Consider the following 20,957-nt stretch of genomic DNA (forward strand, 5'->3'; position numbering starts at 1 on the left):
CCGGACACCGGACACCGGACACCGCGCCCGCACGCCGTGCGTCAACGCTCGCCGGTCATCCGCCGGTACGCGTCGAGCAGCGACGTCTTGTAGACGACGCCCGCGAGCGTCGGCTCCGCTTCGCTTTCGATCACCGGCAGCCGTTCGCCCTGGAATGCCATGAAGCGTTCGAGCGCGGTCGCGAGCGGCATGTCGGGCGTGAGCAGCGGAAACGGCGTATGCGCGTAGTGCGCGGCCGTCTTGTCGGTCGTGTCGCGCTTGTCGAGCAGGTCGGACGTGATGTCCTTCAACGCCACCGCGCCGCGAAAGCGCCCGGCGTCGTCGGTCACGTACAGATACTTCACCGGATATTCGAGGAATACGCGCGTCATGTCGGCGACGCTCGCGGTGAGCGGCACGACCGTCTGCGCGGGCTGGATCAGCTCGCGCATCTGCGTGGTGCGCAGCCGCAGCCGTTCCTGCGCGTCCTGGTGATGGCGCAGCGTGATCTCGTACATCGACGTGGTGCCGGTCGCGCGCGCGACGAAATACGCGAACACGCACGACACCAGCAGCGGCAGCACGACCTGGTAGCTGAGCGTCATCTCGAAGATCATCAGGATCGCCATCAGCGGCGCCTGCGTGGCGCCGGCCATGAACGCGCCCATGCCGACCATCGCATACGCGAAGTACGCGGACGTGTGGCCGGGCCACAGCGCATTCATCGCGAGCCCGAACAGCGAGCCGAACACTGCGCCGACGAACAGCGTCGGCGTGAACACGCCGCCGACCGCGCCCGAGCCGGCCGTCGCGGCGGTCGCGACGACCTTGAACACCAGTACCGCGACGAGCGCCTGCCAGGTCCACGGCGCATGCAGGATGTTGTTCACGACGCTGTAGCCGTTGCCCCACACGTCCGGAATCCACACCGAGATCACGCCGACCACGAGGCCGCCGAGCGCGAGCCGCACCGGCAGCGGCACGGGCAGCCGCTTGAACTGGTTCTTCGATGCATCGAGCAGGTGCAGGAACTGCGGCGCGAGCACGCCGCACAGCGCACCCAGCACGACGAACAGCAGCACCTCGGGGCCCGTCACCGGCGGGAACACCGGCATCTCGTACGGCGGACGGTAGCCGGCGAATTCGCGCATCACGATGTTCGCGACGACCGATGCGACGACCATCGGCCCGAAGCTCTCCATCGCAATCGTGCCGAGCACGATTTCGGACACGAAGAATGCGCCGGCGATCGGCGCGTTGTATGCGGACGTGATACCGGCGGCCGCGCCGCATGCGACCAGCAGGCGCAGGCGCGGCGGGTCGAAGTGCACGAAGCGGCCGACCAGCGACGCGGCGAGCGCCGCGAGCTGCACCATCGGGCCTTCGCGGCCGATCGAGCCGCCGCTGCCGATCGTCAGCAGCGACGACACGCTGCGCCACAGGCTCTGCCGCACCGGCACGACGCCGTCGCCGAGCGCGACGGCTTCCATGTAATCGGTGTTGCCGGATTTCCGGTCGCCGCGCGTCGCGAGCAGCAGCACGCAGCCGGCGAGGAGGCCGCCCGCGGCCGGCATCCAGAAGCGCACGTACCACGGCAGGCTTCTCGCCATCTGCACGAAGCTGCCGCTGTGCCCGGAGATCAGGTGCTGCATCAGGTCGATGCCTTCGCGGAACGTCATCGTGGCGAACGCACCGCCGACGCCGACGATCGCCGACCAGATCAGCATCGTATGGGCGTCCGACAGGCGGAACAGCGTCTGGGCGCGGGTGCGCAGCTTCAGCAGGAACGAGAGCACGGCTGAAAGTGGGAGATGAAGGAGACGAAGGAAAACGACGCGAAGCATAGCACTGCGCCGCGCCCGCGGGACCTTCCCGTCGGGCGCGGCGCGTGTCGCGGCGTGGGCGCGCGGCTCAGCCAAGCCAGTGCTGCACGGCCCAGGTGATCGCATACCCGCCGGCGATCAGCCACACGTACAGGATCAGGCCGGTGGTCAGTGCGCGCGGGCCGGCCTCGCGGATCTGCGCGACACGCGTCTCGATGCCGAGCGCCGTCATCGCCATCGTCAGCGCGAAGGTGTCGAGCACGTTCAGCGTGTGCGTGACGTCGGTCGGCAGCACGTTCAGCGAGTTCACGATCACGAAGCCGAGGAAGCCGAGTGCGAACCACGGTACCGCGACCTTGCGCTTGCCGTGCGCGCCGTCTGCGCCGGCGTTGGCCGAGCGTGCCGACCGAGACGAACGGGCGAGCCACCAGCCGAGCGTCAGCAGCACCGGCACCAGCAGCATCACGCGGGTCATCTTCACGATGGTCGCGACGTGTGCGACTTCCGGACTGATGTCGCTCGCCGCGCCGACGACCTGCGCGACTTCATGGATCGTGCCGCCGAAGAACAGGCCGAGGCCGGCCGGGTCGAGGTTCAGCAGACCGGCGTGATACGCGAGCGGATACACGAACATCGACAGCGTGCCGAACAGCACGACGCTGCCCACGGCCATCGCGCTCTGGTGCGGCTTCGACTGCAGCGTCGATTCGAACGCGAGCACGGCGGCCGCGCCGCAGATCGCGCTGCCGGCCGCGGTCAGCAGCGCCGCGTCGCGATCGAGCTTCATCACCTTCATGCCGACCCAGGTGCCGATCGCGAGCGTGCTGACGACGACCAGCACCGACACCGTCAGGCCCGGCAGGCCGACCTGCGCGATTTCCTGCAGGCTCACGCGCAGCCCGAAGAACGCGACCGCGATGCGCAGCAGCCTGCGCGCGGAAAAGTTGACGCCGGCCGCCCAGCTCGCGGGCATGCCGTCGCGCAGCGCATTGCCGTACAGCGCGCCGGCGACGATGCCGACGATCAGCGGCGACAGGCCAAGCGCGGCGATCGCCGGAAGCTGCGACAGGCTGGTGACGGCGGCGGCGAACAACGCGACGAACAGCACGCCGTTCAACTGGCCGCGCATCGACGGCGCGGCGGCGCTGATGTGGGGACTCGGGGCAGTGGACATGGGGCACCGTGATGAAACGGGTTGCGATGGCCTAATCCTAATTTGGTTATATCGATATGAAAAATTGTGATTTGTGACGTAAACTATCCGGAAAGCCGATAATTCATCCCCATGACCCCGGATCAACTGATAACGTTCGCGGCCGTCGCCGAACATCTGAACATCAGCCGCGCGGCCGTCGCGCTGCATCTGTCGCAGCCGGCCGTGTCGGGCCAGTTGCGCCTGCTGCAGGACGAATTCGGCGAGCCGCTGTACCAGCGCGACGGCCGCGGCATCCGCCTGACGCCGGTCGGCGAACAGCTCGCTCAATATGCGAACGCGCAGCGCGACACGTTCGCGCAGGCTCGGGCGTTTCGCGACGCAGTGCGCGGGCTCGACGCCGGCACGCTGCGGATCGGCGCGAGCACGACACCGGCGAGCTACCTGCTGCCGTACCTGATCGCGGCGTTCCAGCCGCGCGCGCCGCGGGTCGCGATCCACACGATGAGCGGCAACACGGCCGACGTGGTCGCCGCGCTGCCGTCGCTCGACATCGCGATGATCGAAGGGCCGCCCGGAGAGGCACTGCCGCCCGGCACCGCGGTGCATGCGTGGCACGAGGACGAGATCGTCGCGGTCGTGCCGGCCGGACATCCGCTCGCGGCCCACGAGCACGACGCGGGCGTCACGCTCGACGCACTGGCCGCGCATCCGCTCGTGCTGCGCGAGGAGGGCTCGGGCGTGCGGCAGCTCGTCGAACGCGCGTTCGCGCACGGCGGCGCGCCGATGCGCGTCGCGTTCGAGATCGCGGGCGTCGAGGCCGTGAAGGAGGCCGTGCGGGCGGGGATGGGCGTCGGCTTCGTGTCCGCGATGTCGCTGCGTCACGAGGAGGCGGCGCTCGTGCCGCGCTCGCTGACGCCCGCGCCGCTCACACGCCATTTCTCGATCCTGGTGCCGCACGGCAACGCGCCGTCGCGCGTCGCCGCGCAGTTCCTCGAGATGAGCCTCGCGCACGTCGCAGGCTAGGCGGTGCGCGCGCGCACCGGGAACGTCGGATGCCCGTCACGGGCGCGTGGGCGCGTGCCTGCAGCTCTTAGGGATTTTCTCTATGGCGTGCCCAACACGCGAAGCGCACCATCCGTCTCAAGTAAATGGAACCGGTTCCATTCCGGTGAAAAAAGGGCAGAAATGGCAGACATCGTGATCGTGGCGAGCGCATTCGGAATGGACCGGGTGCGCCAGCAGGGCCACCGCGCATTCATCGCGACCGCAGCCGCAGCCGGCGCGACCGGCTTCGAGGTGCGGCGCGAACTGTTCGCGTCGGAAGACGACGCGACGCCCGGCGCGCTGGCCGCGCTCGGCGCCGAACTGGCCGCGCAGGGCTTGTGGTCGGTCTATTCGACGCCGGCGACGCTGTACACCGAAACCGGCGCGCTCGACGCCGACGCATTGCGCGACACGCTCGCGCAAGCCGACGCGCTCGGCGCGCGCTTCGTGAAGTTCCAGCTCGGCGGGTTCGCGGGCGAAGCCCATGCGGCCGAGATCGTCGCGTTGTCGCGCGGCGCGCGGGCCCGTGTGGTGGTCGAGAACGGCCAGTTGCCGGTCGGCGGCGCGCTCGCGCAGTTCCGCGGGCTGTTCGCTGCGCTGAGCGCGGCCGGCATGCCGGATGCGCTCGGCATGACGTTCGACATCGGCAACTGGCAGTGGCCGGGCGAAGCGCCGCTCGCGTGCGCGCACGCACTGGCGCCGCACGTGGAATACATTCATTGCAAGGCGGTCGTTGGCGAGGGCGCGCGCCGTTTCGCGGTGGCGCCGGCGGCGGGCGATCCGCTCGTCACGGGCGTGCTCGCGGTGCTGCCGCGAGCGGTGCCGCGCGGGATCGAGTTCCCGTTCGATGCGGCCGATCTGGCCGGCGATGCCGGCCGGCGCGTGGCATGGCTCGCCGCCGCGTGATGCCGGAAGGATACGGAGGAATTCATTCATGAAAGCAGCACTCGATGTCGTGACCTACGGCGAAGCGATGGCGATGTTCGTCGCCGCCGAGCCGGGCCACCTCGCGCACGCCGCGCAATTCACGAAACGGATCGCGGGCGCGGACCTGAACGTCGCGATCGGCCTGTCGCGGCTCGGTTTCCGGGTCGGCTGGATGAGCCGGGTCGGCCGCGATTCGTTCGGCCGCTACGTGCTCGACACGCTCGCGCGCGAAGGCATCGACGCATCGTGCGTGACCGTCGATCCGCGTTATCCGACCGGCTTCCAGCTGAAGTCGCGCAACGACGACGGCAGCGATCCGACCGTCGAATATTTCCGCAAGGGTTCGGCCGCGAGCCACCTGTCGTGCGACGACTACCTGGCCGACTACGTGCTCGGCGCGCGCCACCTGCACCTGACGGGCGTCGCGCCGGCGATCTCCGCGACGTCGTGCGAGCTCGCCTTCAAGCTCGCACGCGAGATGCGCGCGGCCGGCAAGACGATCTCGTTCGATCCGAACCTGCGCCCGACGCTGTGGCCGTCCGCCGATGTGATGGCGAAGACGCTGAACGCGCTCGCGACGCTCGCCGACTGGGTGCTGCCGGGTTTGGCCGAAGGGCAGCAGCTCACGGGGCACGACACGCCGGCCGACATCGCGGGCTTCTACCTGGCCCAGGGAGCGCGCGGCGTGGTGATCAAGCTGGGCGCTGACGGCGCGTACTTCCGCACGGCCGACGGCCGCGACGGCACGGTGGCCGGCGAGCGCGTCGCGAACGTGGTCGACACGGTCGGCGCCGGCGACGGCTTCGCGGTCGGCGTGGTCAGCGCGCTGCTGGAAGGCCGGTCGATCGAGCAGGCCGTCGCGCGCGGCAACCGCATCGGTGCGCTCGCGATCCAGGTGATCGGCGATTCGGAAGGCCTGCCGACCCGCGCGGCGCTCGATCGGCTCGAAAATGTCAGCAATCGCGCCGATCGCTTAGAGGAAACCGTCTCCGCGCAATGAGAGGCCGGACACGGCACAATCCGCGGACCCATTGCGTGCTTCGTGCACGGTTTTGCATGAGACCGGATCCGGCGCAGCCGCGCCGGCCCCGGTCGATTCCCAAAGGACGGGAGCGGAGCCGGGCGTTTGACCCGCCCACTCCGATCACCCAAGGAGACACTCAGATGGCAGCCAATCTTGCAGCCCGACGCTGGTGGACGATCATGCCGATCGTCTTCATCACCTACAGCCTCGCCTACCTCGACCGCGCGAACTACGGGTTCGCGGCCGCGGCCGGCATCAACCAGGACCTCGGCATCAGCAAGGGCCTGTCGTCGCTGATCGGCGCGCTGTTCTTCCTCGGCTACTTCTTCTTCCAGATTCCGGGCGCGATCTATGCGGAGCGCCGCAGCGTCAAGAAGCTCGTGTTCGCGAGCCTCGTGCTGTGGGGCGCGTGCGCGGCGCTGACCGGCGTGGTCACCAACATCCCGTCGCTGATGGCGATCCGCTTCGTGCTCGGCGTGGTCGAGGCGGCCGTGATGCCGGCGATGCTGATCTACATCAGCAACTGGTTCACGAAGAACGAACGCTCGCGCGCGAACACGTTCCTGATCCTTGGCAATCCGGTCACCGTGCTGTGGATGTCGATCGTGTCGGGCTATCTCGTGCACGAATTCGGCTGGCGCCACATGTTCATCGCGGAAGGCGTGCCGGCCATCATCTGGGCCGTGTGCTGGTGGTTCCTCGTGCAGGACAAGCCGGCCGATTCGCCGTGGCTCGACGCGCAGGAAAAGCGCGATCTCGACGCCGCGCTCGCGGCCGAACAGGCGGCGATCAAGCCGGTGCGCAACTACGGCGAGGCGTTTCGTTCGCCGGCCGTGATCAAGCTGTGCGCGCAGTACTTCTGCTGGAGCATCGGCGTGTACGGTTTCGTGCTGTGGCTGCCGTCGATCGTCAAGAACGGTTCGGAGCTCGGGATGGTCGCGACCGGCTGGCTGTCGGCGCTGCCGTACCTCGCGGCGACGATCGCGATGCTGGTCGCGTCGTGGGCGTCCGACAAGGTCGGCTCGCGCCGCGGCTTCGTGTGGCCGTTCCTGCTGGTCGGCGCGGCCGCATTCGCCGCGTCGTATGCGCTCGGCTCGTCGCATTTCTGGATCTCGTATGCGCTGCTGGTGGTCGCGGGCGCCGCGATGTACGCGCCGTACGGCCCGTTCTTCGCGATCGTGCCGGAGCTGCTGCCGCGCAACGTCGCCGGCGGCGCGATGGCGCTGATCAACAGCATGGGCGCGCTCGGCTCGTTCGTCGGCTCGTATTTCGTCGGCTACCTGAACGGCGCGACCGGCTCGCCGCTCGCGTCGTATGCGTTCATGAGCGCCGCGCTCGTCGCCGCCGTGATCCTCACGCTGTCCGTCAAACCCCAGGCGCGCGATGCGCACGCGCTCGCGACGCCGCTGCAAGGAAAATGAAAACGATGAAGCCTCGTATCGTCGCGTACAAGCCGCTGCCCGATGACGTCCTCGCGTACCTGCGCGAGCACGCGGAGCTCGTGCAGGCCGACGGCGCCGACGCGCTCGCCGATGCGCTCGGCGATGCCGACGGTGCGATCGGCGCGAGCCTGAAGATCACGCCGCAGATGCTCGATCGCGCGCCGCGGCTGAAGGCCTGGTCGACGATCTCGGTCGGCTACGACAACTTCGACGTCGCGGATTTCACGCGGCGCGGCATCGTGCTCGCGCACACGCCGGACGTGCTGACCGAATCGACGGCCGACACCGTGTTCTCGCTGATCCTCGCGTCCGCGCGGCGCGTGGTCGAACTGGCGGAATGGGTGAAGGCCGGCCACTGGCATCGCAGCATCGGCCCGGATCTGTACGGCACCGACGTGCAGGGCAAGACGCTCGGCATCGTCGGGCTCGGGCGGATCGGCGGCGCGGTCGCGCGCCGCGCCGCGCTCGGCTTCCGGATGCAGGTGCTGTACACGAACCGTTCCGCGCACACCGAAGCCGAAATGCAGTACGGCGCGCGCCGCGTGACGCTCGACGAGCTGCTCGCGCAGTCGGATTTCGTGTGCCTGCAGGTGCCGCTGTCGCCGCAAACGCATCACCTGATCGGCGCGGCCGAATTTGCGAAGATGAAGCGCGGCGCGATCCTGATCAATGCGTCGCGCGGGCCGGTGGTCGACGAAGCCGCGCTGATCGACGCGCTCGCCGCGGGCACGATCCGCGGCGCGGGGCTCGACGTGTTCGAGAAGGAGCCGCTCGCGGCCGATTCGCCGCTGCTGCGGATGAGCAACGTCGTCGCGCTGCCGCATATCGGCTCGGCGACGCACGAGACGCGCCACGCAATGGCGCGCTGCGCTGCGGAAAACCTGGTCGGCGCGCTCGCCGGCACGCTGCGCACGAACCTCGTCAATCCCGACGCGCTCGCGCGTGCGTGAGCGGCGGCAGCCGGCCGGACATGGCCGCCGGCGCCGTTAGAGGCGATGATCTTGGTGCGGGAGGGCAGGCTGCGTTATGATCGCCCGCTCGTCGCATCGACGACCCGGCCGTACGGCCGGCGGCGTCCGGCGACGGGCATCGGTGCCAGTTCCGGTGCGGCCGATCGCTGTCGGTTTCAGGCGACCAGCGCGGGCGACCGGCGCGGGCGACCGGCGCGGGCGACTGGCGCGGGCGCGAGCGCGCCGGCTCCGATCGGCCGCGCAGCAGGGGCCGGCGGCGTCCGCCGGGTGGCTTTCGTATCCAACAACAAAGGTCCGTCCACGCACGATGCGGCGCGGATCGTACGTCGCGAGGCACGACTTGAGCGATTCGCAACCTTCCACGCAGCGTCCGGCGACGATCAGCGACGTCGCACGCGAAGCCGGCACGGGCAAGACCAGCGTTTCGCGTTATCTGAACGGCGAGACGCACGTGCTGTCCGCCGATCTGCGCCAGCGGATCGAGGCGGCGATCGCGCGCCTGAACTACCGGCCGAACCAGATGGCGCGCGGGCTGAAGCGCGGGCGCAACCGGCTGCTCGGCATGCTCGCGGCCGACCTGACCAATCCGTATACCGTCGAAGTGCTGCAAGGCGTCGAGGCCGCGTGCCACGCGCTCGGCTACATGCCGCTCATCTGTCACGCGGCGAACGAGGTCGAGATGGAGCGGCGCTTTCTGCAGCTGCTGACGACCTACCGCGTCGAAGGGCTGATCGTCAACGCGCTCGGCGCCGACGAAGACGTGCTGCGCCCGTTGCGCGGCGCCGGCATCCCGGCCGTGCTCGTCGACCGGACGGTCGAGGGTTTCGAGGCCGACCTGATCGGGCTCGACAACACCGACGCGATCGAGACGGCGCTCGCGCACCTGGTCGCGCACGGCTTCGATGCGATCCATTTCATCGTGCAGCCGTTCGAGCGCGTCAGTTCGCGGCGCCTGCGCGAGGCCGCGTTCCGCGCGGCGCTCGACGCGCGCGGGCTGCCGGTGCCGCCGACGATCGTGCTGGACCTGAACGAGCCGGCCGCGACCGACGCGGCGCTGGCCGATCTCGACGTGCGCGTCGACGACGCGATGCGGCGCGGCGTGCGCGCGGCGCTGTTCGCGGCGAACGCGCCGGTCGCGCTCGCGATCGCGCGCCACCTGCGCGCGCGGTTCGGCGCCGCATGGCAGGACAAGGCCGCGCTGCTGTCGATCGACGATCCGGAGTGGGCCGAGCTGATCGGCATCACGACGATCCGGCAGCCGACCTACGAAATCGGCTACAAGGCCGTCGAATTCGTGCACGAGCGCATCGACGGCGCGGCCGGCGACGTGCGCGTCGCGATGCTGGCGGGCGAGCTGATCGCGCGCGCGTCGACCGCAAGCTGAGTATCATTCGGGGCACGCAGCGCGTCAGGTGCGCTGCCTGAACCAAGGAAATACATGACTGTCGCCCCCGTCACGCTGGCGGTGCTGATCGCCGCCACGCTGATCATCGCGCTACTGCCGTTCGTTCTGTTCCGTACCCTGCGCAAGCCGCTTGCGCTCGACCGCCGCGACACGATCGTCGGCGTCGCCGTCTTCACGCTGTTCGCGATGATTCTCGAACGCGCATTCCATGGCCTCGTGCTGAGCCAGACGCCCGCCGGCGGCTGGCTCACGCAGCCGCTCGCGTTCGTCGCGTACAGCGCGCTCGCGACCGCCGTGTTCGAGGAGCTCGGCCGTTATCTCGGGATGCGCTTCCTGGCGCGCCGTTACGGCGCGCCGGCCGGCGACGGCCGTGGCATCGGCTACGGGATCGGTCATGCCGGTGCCGAAGCGTGGTTCGTCGGCGTGCTCGTGTGGGGCCAGTGGTCGTATCTCGCATGGCTCGCGAGCCGCGGGCAGCTCGAGGGCCAGCTTGCAGACTTGCCGGGCGATACGGTCGTGCGGCTGCACGTGATGCTCGCGACGCTGTCGGCACAGTCGATCCTGCTGTTGCTGATCGAGCGCTGTGCGGCGTTCGTCGTGCAGCTCGCGCTGTCGGTGCTGGTCTGGCGCGGTGTGCGTGCCGGGCGCGCGGCCGTGCTGCCGCTGGCGATCGTGCTGCATGCGCTCGCGGCCGCGCCGGCGCTGCTGTACCAGGTGCGCGTGCTGCCGGCCGGTGCGCTGGAGGCCGTGTATTTCGTGCTGGCCGCGATTCTGGTCGCCGTGCTGGTGAAGACGTGCCGGTCGCCGCGTGCGGCGGCCTGACGGAGAGGCGGAATGGACGACTATCTGATCGAATGCCGGAGCGCCGAATTCGACGGGCTCGCGCGCGTGATCTGCGATCTCTTTCCGGAGCAGACACGCTTCACCGAAAGCAGCGACGAACGCGGGCGCTTCCTGTCCGTGCAGTGGCTCGCGATGCGGTTCGGCTCCGCGCCGAAGCGGATGACGCTCGACATCCGGATCGTGCCGGCCGCGCTCGCGCGCTATCTGGCGCTGCGGCCGATGCAGCGGGCGCGCAGCCATGCGGTGCTGCATGCGTACACGGAAGCGATGCTCGGCTCGCTCGAGGAGCGGCACGCGGCGGGAGAAGCCGTCGAGCGCGACACGGAACTCGAACTCGACGAAGACTTCGCGTGAACGGTGACGTCGGCGCGCGCCGGCGCGATGCCGGTGCCGCGCGCGTTACGCGGCGCGCTTACGCGTCGCGATAAACCTGCGCGAAGCGCTGTGCCTGCACGACGCCATAGTCGCCCGGCGCATATTGCATTACCCAGTCGCCGGCGATGCCGCGCAGCGTGTCGCCGTTTTCCGAGCGCGCGATCGTGAACGGCTCGTCCATCCGGCGAGCGAGCACGACGGCCGGCCGGTTCCGGTATGCGCCCGGCGTGCCGTGCGCGAGCGCCGGATCGGCGGGCAGGTACTTCGCGTCGAAGCGCTCACGCGACACGACCCAGCGGTCGCCGGTCGAGCCGGTGATCAGCGCGTCGCCCGCGACATAGCGGTTCGGGCCTTCGAGGCTCATCAGTTCGCCGTCGGCGTCCGCGAAGGCGACCGTGACGGTTTCGTCTTTCACGACGCGACGGGCCTGCGGGTCGGTACGCAGATCGAGGTGCTTGAGTTCGAGCATGGCGGGGGGATGTGCGGGAAAAGCCGGGAGCTTATCCCGAATTCGGCGCGCCGTGTGACGCGCCGAATGCCGCGGGGAGGCGCGGCGCCGTTTCGCCCGGGCGAGCGCGCGGCGCCGGTGGGGCGGCCGTCAGGGCTGGGCGGGCGCGCTTGCGGCCGGCGCGGCTGCTGCCTTGCCTTCCTTTCTGGCCTTGCCCTTGCCGCGCTGTTCGCCGCCGTGGTGCAGCCAGCTGCGGAACGTCGTGTCGGCCAGTGCCTTCTGCTCGGCCGGGAAGCTCTCGTACAGCGGCGCGAACGCGTCCGCGAGCTTCTTCGCGCCGTCCGCGTTCGCCTGCGCGAGTTCCGCGTACTGCTTCATGTCGTCGACCGCGGACACGTTGTGGCTTTCCATCCGTTCGCGATAGAGGCGGCCCATCGTGTCGCCGTTCGCGCGCATCGTGTCGGCGAACGTCTTCCATTGCGGCTCCTGCGCCGACGTGATCTTCAGCTGGTCGTGCAGGTACTTGATGCGCTGCTCGATGCGCGCTTCATGGCGCGCCGCGCGCTGTTCGGCGCTTGGCGCCGACGCGGCCGGAGCCATGGCGGCGGCCGGCGCCGGTTGCGATTGCGGCTGCGTTTGCGCGAATGCGCCGGCTGTCACGGCGAGCATGGCGAGGGTGAGCGAGATTTTCTTCATGATTGGCTCTCCGGGGTGGTGGCGTGCGAGCGGGCGCGGCGGCGACTGCCGCAAGCGCATCTCGCGTCGCCGTTATTAGTAGCACGTCGGATGCGACGCGGCAGCGAAAGCGACACTTGCTTACATCCGATACGAATCGAAATTGAAAGGGGCATGACGGGCGGGCGAATGCCGAGAGCGTTCGGCCGGCGCACCGCGCATCGCCCGGGAAAGAGGGGCGGCGCGAATGCGTCGCGCGTGACGGCGTGCGAGGCCGTTTGGGCGCACCGGCGTTCGGCGCTATCATCGCGTCACGTTCCATTTCGCCGGCGCGCTGCACGTCGGCCCAGCCTCATGCGTCCACCTCGCCTCGACCAACTCGACGACCTCGACCGGCAACTCGTCGCACTGCTGCAAGCCGATGCGCGCGCAAGCGTCGCCGATCTCGCGCGGCAGCTCGACGTTGCGCGTACGACGGTCGTCGCGCGGATCGCACGGCTCGAGCGCACGAACGTGATCGCCGGGTACAGCGTGCGGCTCGGGCAGGACGTGCTCGATGCGAGCATCTACGCGTACGTCGGCATCATCCTCACGCCGAAGTTCGGCAAGGACGTGCTGCGCAAGCTCGACCGGATGCCCGAAGTGCAGCTGCTCTGTGCGGTGAGCGGTGAATACGACTACGTGGCGTGGCTGCGTGCCGATTCGCCGGAACGGCTCAACGACCTGCTCGACCAGATCGGCACGCTCGAAGGCGTCGAACGCACGACGACGTCTATCATCCTGTCGCGCAAGATCGATCGCGGCACGATCGGCGGGTGACGCGACGCCGGTGACGTCGCGGGTGATGCCATGATGTCGTGATGCCGCGTCGCGGTTCGATTCGTCGCGCCGGTTTTCCTTTCTCACTTTCCGTTTCCGTTTCCGTTTACGTTTCCGTTCGCCGAAGTGCGGGGCGTTGCCTCGCGCAGCGTCGCGCGTGCGTCGTTGCGTCGGTGCCTGTCTTGGCGAATGACGCGGCGCAGGCGGCGTCGTGGGTGATGCCGCGACGCCGCGGAGCAGTTTGATTCATCGCGCCGCCTTTTTTTCTTACCTTCCATTGACGTTCGCCGAAGCGTGTCGCGTTGCTTCGTGCGCAGTCGCGCATGCGGCGTTGCACCGGCCGCCGGCCGCCTGTCGCGTGGTCAGCGCCCGAGCCGTTCGCGCTCGCGCGTGAGCCGCTTTTCCCGCTCCTTTCTATCCGTCCCGACGCCTCTGTAGCGGCCGCGTTGCAACGCGTCATATACGCGATTTTTAGATGCTTTGGTCAAAGTGACCAATAGTGTCGTCATTTCGTCGATTTAATCGGTCGTTTCGCATCATTCTTCGTCTTGGAACTGATTTTGAGCGTCCCTAAACTGTGTTCATGGCTCGACGCCGTACACCAACACCAAACCCATCATCAGGAGATAAGCGCATGAAAATCGCCATCGTCGGCGCAGGTCTGATCGGCCACACCATTGCTCACATGCTGCGTGAAACGGGCGACTACGAAGTCGTCGCGTTCGACCGCGATGCGGATGCGCTCGCCAAGCTGTCGCGCGAAGGCATCGCGACGCAACGTGTCGATTCGGCCGACGCCAATGCGATCCGCGAAGCCGTGAAGGGCTTCGATGCGCTCGTCAACGCGCTGCCGTACTACCTCGCGGTCAACGTCGCCGCGGCGGCCAAGGCGGCCGGCGTCCATTACTTCGACCTGACCGAAGACGTGCGCGCGACCCACGCGATCCGCGAGCTGGCCGACGGTTCGGACCGCGCGTTCATGCCGCAATGCGGCCTCGCGCCGGGCTTCATCGGCATCGCCGCACACGAGCTCGTGAACGGCTTCAGCGAAGTGCGCGACGTGAAGATGCGCGTCGGTGCGCTGCCCGAATATCCGACCAACGCGCTGAAGTACAACCTGACGTGGAGCGTCGACGGCCTGATCAACGAATACTGCCAGCCGTGCGAAGCGATCCGCGACGGCCGCAAACAGTGGGTGCAGCCGCTGGAAGGCCTCGAGCACTTCTCGCTGGACGGCACCGAATACGAGGCATTCAACACGTCGGGTGGCCTGGGCACGCTGTGCGAAACGCTGTCGGGCAAGGTCGAGACGCTCGACTACAAGTCGGTCCGCTATCCGGGCCACCGCGAACTCGTGCAGTTCCTGCTCGAGGACCTGCGCCTGTCGAGCGACCGCGACACGCTGAAGTCGATCATGCGCCGCGCGGTGCCGTCGACGAAGCAGGACGTCGTGCTCGTGTTCGTCACGGTGACGGGCGTGAAGGACGGCCAGCTGGTGCAGGACGTGTTCACCCGCAAGATCTTCGCGAAGGACGTGTGCGGGATGCACATGAGCGCGATCCAGATCACGACGGCCGGCGCGATGTGCGCGGTGCTGGATCTGTTCCGCGAAAAGAAGCTGCCGCAGAGCGGTTTCATCCCGCAGGAGAAGGTGTCGCTGAAGGCGTTCCTCGCGAACCGCTTCGGCAAGCTGTACGAAGGCGGCACGATGGAGCGCGTGCACGAAGTCGCCTGACGGATCCGCGGCACGAGGGCCGTGCGACGCCGGGAGCGCAACAGCGCTTCCGGCGTTGTTTTTTTCAGGCGAGACGAGCGAGCGGGAGGAGGGCGGCGGTGCCGCTCAAGCCGGCAACGGCGGCACGATCGTCGCCTGCGGTGCGGGCGGCGCGGGCGGAGCGATGCGGTACAGCAGCGCATCGACGTCCGCGTCGGACGGCGCGGTGTTGTCGAACATCACGATGCCGTCGCATTCGTGGCCGGTCGGCACGAAACGGCGTTGCCGGTATTCGTCCCAGTGCGCGAGCTTGTACGCATCGTTCGGATTGCCGCGCGCGACGATCCGCTGGTGCGCGACGTCTTCCGCCGTATGGACCCACACGACCGTCAGCGCGACGTCCGGCCCGATGCCGAGCCATGCGCGATCGAGGATGCGCCGATCACGCACTTCGCGCGACAGCGGGCCGACCACGAGCACGCCGATGCCGAGCGCGAGGTTTTCGCGCGCCGTGTCGAGCAGGCCCTGGTATTCGGGATCGCGCAGGTGCTTCAGGTAGAGCGGGCTGTCGCGGTCGTTCGGATCGGCGGTGAGGGCGCCCATCGCGGCGGAACTGTAGCGGCCGTACAGCGTGTCCTTGTCGAGCAGACAGAAGGCCTCGCCGGTCGCGCGCATCAGCGGACCGATCAGCCGCTTCGCGAGCGTGGTCTTGCCGGTGCCGGCATGACCGCAGAAGAACACCAGGTGTGTCACGGATACCGGCTCCCCGAGCCCGAGCCCGAGCGCGCTGCGTCGCCGCGCTTGTCGCCGCGCGAGAACACTTCCGCTTCCAGCCACATCGCGTTGATGATGCCGAAGCCGAGCGCCACGCCGATGCCGAGTATCCACGCGAAATACCACATGGGTCTGTCTCCCTGACGGTTGGGCCGCACGGCCGTGCCGTGCGCGTGTCGAAGCGATGCCGTGCGCGTGCCGCGGCGCATGCAGCCCGATCATGACCAATATCGGCGCGCCGCGCAAGCCGGGCTGCCCGCGCGTCAAACCGGTAAACTGATGCGGAAACGGCAACATCACGGACAACATGCTGATCAACTGTGCTGCATACCAGGACGGCCGCAAGCTGGCCGACATCGACATCGACGCCATCAGCGACTACGTGTCGAAGCCCGAGTGTTTCGTGTGGGTCGCGCTGAAGGATCCGACGCCGGACGAGATCGCCCTGATGGGCGAGGAGTTCGGGCTGCACGAGCTTGCGCTCGAGGATGCCCGCAAGGGACATCAGCGGCCGAAGATCGAGGAGTACGGCGATTCGCTGTTCGCGGTGCTGCACACGGTCGAGCTCGAGGACGACGGCGAATTCAAGGTCGGCGAGCTGAACGTGTTCGTCGGCCCGAACTACGTGCTGTCGATCCGCAACCATACCGAGCAGGATTTCCGCGAGGTGCGCAAGCGCTGCGAGCGTGAACCGCACCTGCTGCAGGAAGGCTCGGCGTTCGTGTTCTATGCGCTGATGGACCAGGTCGTCGACCGCTACTTTCCGATCCTCGAGACGCTCGGCACCGAGCTCGAGGAACTCGAGGACCGCATCTTCACGAAGGCCACGCCCGCGTCGTCGCGCGCGATCATCGAGGATCTGTATTCGCTGAAACGGCGGCTCGTGATGCTGTATCAGCACACGGCGCCGCTGATCGAGCCGCTCGCCAAGCTGACGGGCGGCCGCATCCCGCAGGTGTGCAGCGGGATGGAGCATTACTTCCGCGACGTGTACGACCATCTGCAGCGGATCGTGAAGACGATCGAAGGGCGGCGCGAGATGGTCGTGACCGCGATCCAGGTCAATCTCGGGATGATCTCGCTCGCGGAGAACGAGGTGACCAAGCGGCTCGGTTCGTTCGCCGCGCTGTTCGCGATCCCGACGATGATCGCCGGCATCTACGGGATGAACTTCGCGAACATGCCCGAGCTGCACCTGAAGTACGGCTTCTACGGTTGCATCGGCGTGATGCTCGTGGCCGATCTCGCGCTGTGGTGGCGCTTCAAGCGGGCGGGATGGCTGTAGTCGGAGCCGCGCCGCGCGGTTAGCTCGGTGCGTGCTTGCCGACCACCACGCGCCACGGACGCACGCGCCACGATTTGACGAGGCCGTTCTGCACGTACGGATCGGCGCGCGCGAACGATTCGGCGGCCTCCGGCGAATCGCCCTCGAACACGAGCACGGCCTGGTCGGCCGGATCCTGCAGCGCGCCGGCGAGCACGAGTTCACCGCGTTCGGTCGCTGCCCGTGCGAGTGCGAGGTGCTGCGCGCGGTATTGCTCGCGCCGGGACAGGTAATCGTCGACGAGTTCGTAGATCAGCTGGTAGTGCATGGTCGCTCCTCGAATCGGCCGCTGCGGGATGGCGGGCGGCTGGCTTGGTATCTGGCTCAGTATAGGGCGCGGTTCGGCGTTTGTCGGCGGGGTTTGCGGGGGCTCGCCGGCGACTGCATCGCAGCACCGGCGGAAATCTGCGCGCGTGATATCCGGCATCGGTTTCCTGCCTTTAAATGCAACTAACGGTCTAGCGCTGGTTCGCCGTCACAGTGGACCCGGCCCATCGCGCCTGAACCGTCATCGCGGGTCTTGTCTTCAGAAAAAGAGGGTTGCACAAGCGTATTCCGGGGCCGGATTTCACATGAAGGCAAGGGCGGTGGTGCTTCCGGCAAAGGGCCGACTCCGGCGCGTCCGATGGCTTGGCGGGGTACCGAGCGGCGGTATTTCCATCGGCCGCAATGCGACCTATGCTGAACGAATCCGGAGCGAACTTTGTTCGGCCGATTCGCCAAGACGAGGTGTGCCATGGTATCAGCCACCCTGCAGGATTGCCTGCGCCAAAAGTCATCGCGGTACGAAATCCTGTACCACCCGTATAGCCATACCAGCATGGAGACGGCCGCCGCCGCGCATATTCCCGGCGATCGCCTTGCGAAAACCGTGCTGCTCGAGGACGACGAAGGCTACGTCGCCGCCGTGCTGCCGACGTCGCACGCGGTGCGGCTGTCGGACCTCTGGGTCAAGACCGGCCGTCATCTCGTGCTCGCCAGGGAAATCGAACTGCGCGAGCTGTTCAAGGACTGCGACATGGGCGCGTTGCCGCCGGTGTGCATGGCGTACGGAATGAAGACATTCCTCGAGGAACAGCTCGCGCAGCAGCCGGAAGTGTATTTCGAGGCCGGCGACCACGAGGCGCTGATCCACATGATGCAGGACGAATTCCTGTCGCTGATGGAGACGGCCGAGCGCGCGCATTTCTCGCACAAGATGCAGGGGATGTGGGTTTCCTGACTGCGTTGGGCGCGGGAGGTTTAGCCGTGGATGGAGACGGCGTCCGGCGGACGCCGTCGGGGGCAAGTGCGGGCTGTCGATTTCGCCGCGGCTGGTGCGGGTCTGGAAAGCGTGGCTGTCAGGGGCTGCCGGGCTGGTTTGGGGTGAAGACCGGCCGGGAGATCAGGGATGTTCGCGGCTAAATTTGTAATTTGACATAATCATAATTATCAACCAGAGAGATGTAGGAGCAAAGTTGTAATGTCGTAGCTGGGCAAAGTTGAAATGTCGTAGTTGGCGGCTGATTGGTTCATCCTGAGCGGCTTCTGCTGGTCAACCAGGAGTCTCTCGTGGCCAACAACACCAAGACGATCACCATGAGCATGCGCGAGCTGGATCGACTCAAAGTTGTCGAAGCGGTCGTTGAAGGACGGCTGATGCCGTGGCGAGCCGCGGAGCGGCTTGGCGTCAGTCGGCGGCAGATTGAGCGTTTGGTATCGCGCTATCGCGCGGCCGGCGTGGCTGGATTGGTGTCAGGCAAGCGTGGACGCCCGAGCAACCATCAGTTGCCGGCTGGAAAGGCGCAGCGGGCGCTGGCATTGATTCGCGAGCGCTACGCCGATTTTGGCCCGACGCTGGCGTGCGAGAAGCTCTGGGAATGCCACGGGCTGCAGTTGTCGCATCCAGCGCGAATCGATCGATGCGCGCGCAAGCGCCAGCAGCGCATCCGGTTGCGTCCACAGCATGTCCGTAACGCGTTCCAGCGCGTGATCGCGGGCAGCCGCATCAATCGGCTCCGCGCCCGCTTTTGCGCAGCGTTCGGAGCGACGGATGGCGCACCGAGCGCGCACGATGGCAGTACCGGCCCTCTTCCGCGCTGCGCGCGAATGCGGATCGGGCGCGTTTTCGTACCCGGGAGTTTGTGTAAACAATAAGGCTATTGTGATAAGAAAAGTTATCCGGATAGCATGGGCAAAAAGCGGAAGTCTCCGGCGCGTGACCTCGGTTTTACGCTACCCGAAACGCCGCAGCCCCTCGGTAGCTATACGGCGGTCAGCGAAGCCGGCAACCTGCTGTGCGTATCCGGGCACCTGTTGCTCGTCGACGGCAAGCTCGCTTATACGAATCGCGTGGACGAACGGCCGAGCGTCGATGACGGGCGGCAAGCGGCGCAACTCGCGGCGTTGAACGTGCTCGCGCGGATCGACAAGCATCCGGGCGGGTTCGATCGCCTGCCTCACATCGTCCGTATCGAGGGTTAGGTCGCGTCGGCCGACGGCTTCTACGGTCAGCCGGCCGTGACCGACGGCGCATCGGACCTGTTCGCCGCGGGGCTCGGCGACAAGGCCGGACACGCGCGCTTGCCCTGTTCCCAGCGCCAGCCGCCGGCTGAAGCGACCGTGATCCTGGTCTTGATCGCCGAGATCCGCCCGGCGTAACCGGACAGCCGGCGCCTCGGGTAGCCGCCGTTACGACGACCGGCTCCCCTGCCCGCACCTGTATTTCGGCTTCAGACCATTCTCGAAATAGCAGCGATGGATCGCTTGGCCGCCTTGTCCGACAATGCTCACCACGATCCGGATACATTGAAATATAAAATATCGTATGCGATTTGATCGAATCCGCTTGACGAGGCGGCATGCGTCGACCAAACTGCATCGCATGCGATCTAATCGCATCTGAGAAAAACCTTCCAATCTGACGGAGTGAACGATGAGCAAGATCGAAAAAGTGCTGTACACGGGCAAGACGCACACCACTTCCGGCGGCCGCGACGGCGCGGCACGCAGTTCCGACGGTCGCCTCGACATCCAGCTGTCGTCGCCGGGCAGCGCCGGCACCGGCACGAATCCGGAGCAACTGTTCGCGGCCGGCTGGTCGGCCTGCTTCATCGGCGCGATGCAGCTTGCGGCGCGCGCGGCGAAGGTCACGCTGCCCACCGATCTCGCGGTCGACGCCGAAGTGGACCTGGGCACGGGCGGCAACGCGTACTTCCTGCAGGCGCGCCTGAACGTCAGCGTGCCGGGCCTCGATCGCGACGTCGTGCAGCACATCGTCGACACCGCGCATCAAACCTGCCCGTATTCGAAGGCGACGCGCGGCAACATCGACGTCGAGATCCGCATCGTCTGAACGCCGCATCGGGCGGCCCGGCGCCGCCTTACCTATGTTCTGCTTTTTCCTGTCGAGGTGAATGATGAAAACCCAACTGATCGCTGCCGTACTCGTTGCCGTGTCCGCTACCGTTGCCGCGCCGGCCTTTGCCAGTGAAGCCGCCATCACGCGTGCACAAGTGCGTGCGGAACTCGTTGAGCTGCAGCAAGCCGGTTACGCGCCGGGCCGTGCGAACGATCCGCACTATCCGGATGATCTGCAGGTCGCGCTGACGCGGATCCGCACGAACGGCGCCGTCACGGCCGATACGTCGACGTCCGGTTATGGCAGCGACGCTGCAGCGGCTACGCAGTCGGGCAGCCGCGCCGTGATGCGCGCTGCCGAGCGCTCGATCTACTTCGGGCATTGAACGCAACCGCGATCGGCGCCGATTGCCGGCGTACGGTACGCAACCCTGAACGCTTTCCTTTCCCTCGAGTTGAATGATGAAGACCCAACTGATTGCAGCGCTGCTCGTCGCCGTGTCGGCTTCCATGACCGCGCCGGCCTTCGCCGGCGAAAGCACCGTGACGCGTGCACAAGTGCGTGCGGAACTGGCCGCGCTCGGGCAAGCCGGCTACCTGCCGAATCGCCCGAACGACCCGAACTATCCGGACAATCTGCAGGCCGCGCTGAAGCGGGTTCGCGACAACGGCGCGGCAGTGGCCGATACCGAAGCATCCGGTTACGGCAGCAATGCCGACGGCGCAACGCAATCCGGTAGCCGCGCTGCGATGGAAACGGCCGAGCGCTCGATCTATTTCGGCCATTGAGCGCGGCACCGAAGACGGCGATCCTGTCCGTCAAAAAAAGCGCATGCGATATAATCGTATGCGCTTTTTTTGCCCAGCCACTCGTA

Annotated in this window: 22 protein-coding genes and 2 pseudogenes; 17 read left to right on the forward strand and 7 right to left on the reverse strand. The window is 67.4% G+C overall.

Annotation, left to right across the window (positions count from 1 at the left end; all coding sequences use genetic code 11):
- Positions 1–41 precede the first annotated feature (41 nt).
- Entirely contained in the window at positions 42–1,775 is a 1,734-nt protein-coding gene (locus Q3A80_RS10820) for a ClcB-like voltage-gated chloride channel protein (protein WP_446329040.1), read from the reverse strand.
- 115 nt (positions 1,776–1,890) lie between these two features.
- On the reverse strand, positions 1,891–2,976 hold the full coding sequence (locus Q3A80_RS10825) for a YeiH family protein (protein WP_446329041.1): 1,086 nt from the start codon (positions 2,974–2,976) through the stop codon (positions 1,891–1,893).
- A 111-nt stretch (positions 2,977–3,087) separates the two neighbouring features.
- Here Q3A80_RS10825 and Q3A80_RS10830 point away from each other — a divergent pair, with 111 nt between their 5' ends.
- The 8 genes from Q3A80_RS10830 to Q3A80_RS10865 all read left to right on the forward strand — a co-directional run bounded on the left by Q3A80_RS10830 (position 3,088) and on the right by Q3A80_RS10865 (position 10,968).
- Positions 3,088–3,981: a LysR family transcriptional regulator gene (locus tag Q3A80_RS10830; RefSeq protein ID WP_446329042.1), complete on the forward strand. Its 894-nt coding sequence runs from the start codon at positions 3,088–3,090 to the stop codon at positions 3,979–3,981.
- Positions 3,982–4,143: 162 nt separating this feature from the next.
- Positions 4,144–4,908: a sugar phosphate isomerase/epimerase gene (locus tag Q3A80_RS10835; protein ID WP_446329043.1), complete on the forward strand. Its 765-nt coding sequence runs from the start codon at positions 4,144–4,146 to the stop codon at positions 4,906–4,908.
- A gap of 28 nt (positions 4,909–4,936) precedes the next feature.
- Positions 4,937–5,929 carry a sugar kinase gene (locus Q3A80_RS10840; RefSeq protein WP_446329044.1) on the forward strand — a complete coding sequence of 331 codons (993 nt, stop codon included), beginning with the start codon at positions 4,937–4,939 and terminating at the stop codon, positions 5,927–5,929.
- Between the two features lie 164 nt (positions 5,930–6,093).
- Entirely contained in the window at positions 6,094–7,374 is a 1,281-nt protein-coding gene (locus Q3A80_RS10845; RefSeq protein WP_446329045.1) for an MFS transporter, read from the forward strand.
- Positions 7,375–7,379: 5 nt separating this feature from the next.
- A complete protein-coding gene (locus tag Q3A80_RS10850) occupies positions 7,380–8,345 on the forward strand; it encodes an NAD(P)-dependent oxidoreductase (protein WP_446329046.1) in 966 nt (321 codons plus the stop codon).
- Positions 8,346–8,706: 361 nt separating this feature from the next.
- Positions 8,707–9,750, forward strand: coding sequence for a LacI family DNA-binding transcriptional regulator (locus tag Q3A80_RS10855; protein ID WP_446329047.1), 1,044 nt, complete (start codon positions 8,707–8,709; stop codon positions 9,748–9,750).
- A gap of 54 nt (positions 9,751–9,804) precedes the next feature.
- Complete coding sequence (locus Q3A80_RS10860) at positions 9,805–10,593, forward strand: YhfC family intramembrane metalloprotease (RefSeq protein WP_446329048.1); 789 nt, start codon at positions 9,805–9,807, stop codon at positions 10,591–10,593.
- 12 nt (positions 10,594–10,605) lie between these two features.
- Positions 10,606–10,968, forward strand: a complete 363-nt coding sequence (locus Q3A80_RS10865) for a DUF3022 domain-containing protein (protein WP_446329049.1) — start codon at positions 10,606–10,608, stop codon at positions 10,966–10,968.
- A gap of 58 nt (positions 10,969–11,026) precedes the next feature.
- On the opposite strand, the gene Q3A80_RS10870 is transcribed toward Q3A80_RS10865, so the two are convergent.
- Both Q3A80_RS10870 and Q3A80_RS10875 read right to left on the reverse strand, forming a co-directional pair.
- On the reverse strand, positions 11,027–11,458 hold the full coding sequence (locus Q3A80_RS10870) for a PGDYG domain-containing protein (RefSeq protein WP_446329050.1): 432 nt from the start codon (positions 11,456–11,458) through the stop codon (positions 11,027–11,029).
- A gap of 129 nt (positions 11,459–11,587) precedes the next feature.
- Entirely contained in the window at positions 11,588–12,133 is a 546-nt protein-coding gene (locus Q3A80_RS10875; RefSeq protein ID WP_446329051.1) for a Spy/CpxP family protein refolding chaperone, read from the reverse strand.
- A gap of 333 nt (positions 12,134–12,466) precedes the next feature.
- On the opposite strand from Q3A80_RS10875, the gene Q3A80_RS10880 reads away from it, so the two are divergent.
- Positions 12,467–12,931 carry an Lrp/AsnC family transcriptional regulator gene (locus Q3A80_RS10880; RefSeq protein WP_006481526.1) on the forward strand — a complete coding sequence of 155 codons (465 nt, stop codon included), beginning with the start codon at positions 12,467–12,469 and terminating at the stop codon, positions 12,929–12,931.
- 634 nt (positions 12,932–13,565) lie between these two features.
- Positions 13,566–14,666: a saccharopine dehydrogenase family protein gene (locus tag Q3A80_RS10885; protein ID WP_040144221.1), complete on the forward strand. Its 1,101-nt coding sequence runs from the start codon at positions 13,566–13,568 to the stop codon at positions 14,664–14,666.
- 105 nt (positions 14,667–14,771) lie between these two features.
- Here Q3A80_RS10885 and Q3A80_RS10890 read toward each other — a convergent pair whose 3' ends face one another.
- Both Q3A80_RS10890 and cydX read right to left on the reverse strand, forming a co-directional pair.
- Positions 14,772–15,398 carry an AAA family ATPase gene (locus tag Q3A80_RS10890; protein ID WP_446329052.1) on the reverse strand — a complete coding sequence of 209 codons (627 nt, stop codon included), beginning with the start codon at positions 15,396–15,398 and terminating at the stop codon, positions 14,772–14,774.
- On the reverse strand, positions 15,395–15,547 hold the full coding sequence (cydX, locus tag Q3A80_RS10895; protein WP_446329053.1) for a cytochrome bd-I oxidase subunit CydX: 153 nt from the start codon (positions 15,545–15,547) through the stop codon (positions 15,395–15,397). The genes Q3A80_RS10890 and cydX overlap by 4 nt, the downstream gene beginning before the upstream one ends.
- Positions 15,548–15,726: 179 nt before the next feature.
- Here cydX and corA point away from each other — a divergent pair, with 179 nt between their 5' ends.
- Positions 15,727–16,704, forward strand: coding sequence for a magnesium/cobalt transporter CorA (corA, locus tag Q3A80_RS10900; protein WP_446329054.1), 978 nt, complete (start codon positions 15,727–15,729; stop codon positions 16,702–16,704).
- Between the two features lie 19 nt (positions 16,705–16,723).
- Here corA and Q3A80_RS10905 read toward each other — a convergent pair whose 3' ends face one another.
- Positions 16,724–17,011: a YciI-like protein gene (locus Q3A80_RS10905; RefSeq protein WP_446329055.1), complete on the reverse strand. Its 288-nt coding sequence runs from the start codon at positions 17,009–17,011 to the stop codon at positions 16,724–16,726.
- Positions 17,012–17,479: 468 nt separating this feature from the next.
- On the opposite strand from Q3A80_RS10905, the gene Q3A80_RS10910 reads away from it, so the two are divergent.
- The 6 genes and pseudogenes from Q3A80_RS10910 to Q3A80_RS10935 all read left to right on the forward strand — a co-directional run bounded on the left by Q3A80_RS10910 (position 17,480) and on the right by Q3A80_RS10935 (position 20,871).
- Entirely contained in the window at positions 17,480–17,965 is a 486-nt protein-coding gene (locus tag Q3A80_RS10910; protein ID WP_446329056.1) for an aminoacyl-tRNA deacylase, read from the forward strand.
- A gap of 356 nt (positions 17,966–18,321) precedes the next feature.
- Positions 18,322–18,624 (forward strand): annotated as a pseudogene (locus Q3A80_RS10915) (helix-turn-helix domain-containing protein); the annotation flags it as partial.
- 288 nt (positions 18,625–18,912) lie between these two features.
- Positions 18,913–19,383 (forward strand): annotated as a pseudogene (locus Q3A80_RS10920) (RidA family protein).
- Positions 19,384–19,657: 274 nt separating this feature from the next.
- Positions 19,658–20,077 (forward strand): organic hydroperoxide resistance protein, encoded by a 420-nt coding sequence (locus Q3A80_RS10925; RefSeq protein WP_446329057.1) that lies wholly within the window; start codon positions 19,658–19,660, stop codon positions 20,075–20,077.
- A 64-nt stretch (positions 20,078–20,141) separates the two neighbouring features.
- Positions 20,142–20,468 carry a DUF4148 domain-containing protein gene (locus Q3A80_RS10930; RefSeq protein WP_446329058.1) on the forward strand — a complete coding sequence of 109 codons (327 nt, stop codon included), beginning with the start codon at positions 20,142–20,144 and terminating at the stop codon, positions 20,466–20,468.
- A 73-nt stretch (positions 20,469–20,541) separates the two neighbouring features.
- Positions 20,542–20,871, forward strand: coding sequence for a DUF4148 domain-containing protein (locus Q3A80_RS10935; RefSeq protein ID WP_446329059.1), 330 nt, complete (start codon positions 20,542–20,544; stop codon positions 20,869–20,871).
- Positions 20,872–20,957 lie beyond the last annotated feature (86 nt).

The sequence above is a fragment of the Burkholderia sp. SR8 genome, assembly GCF_052851275.1.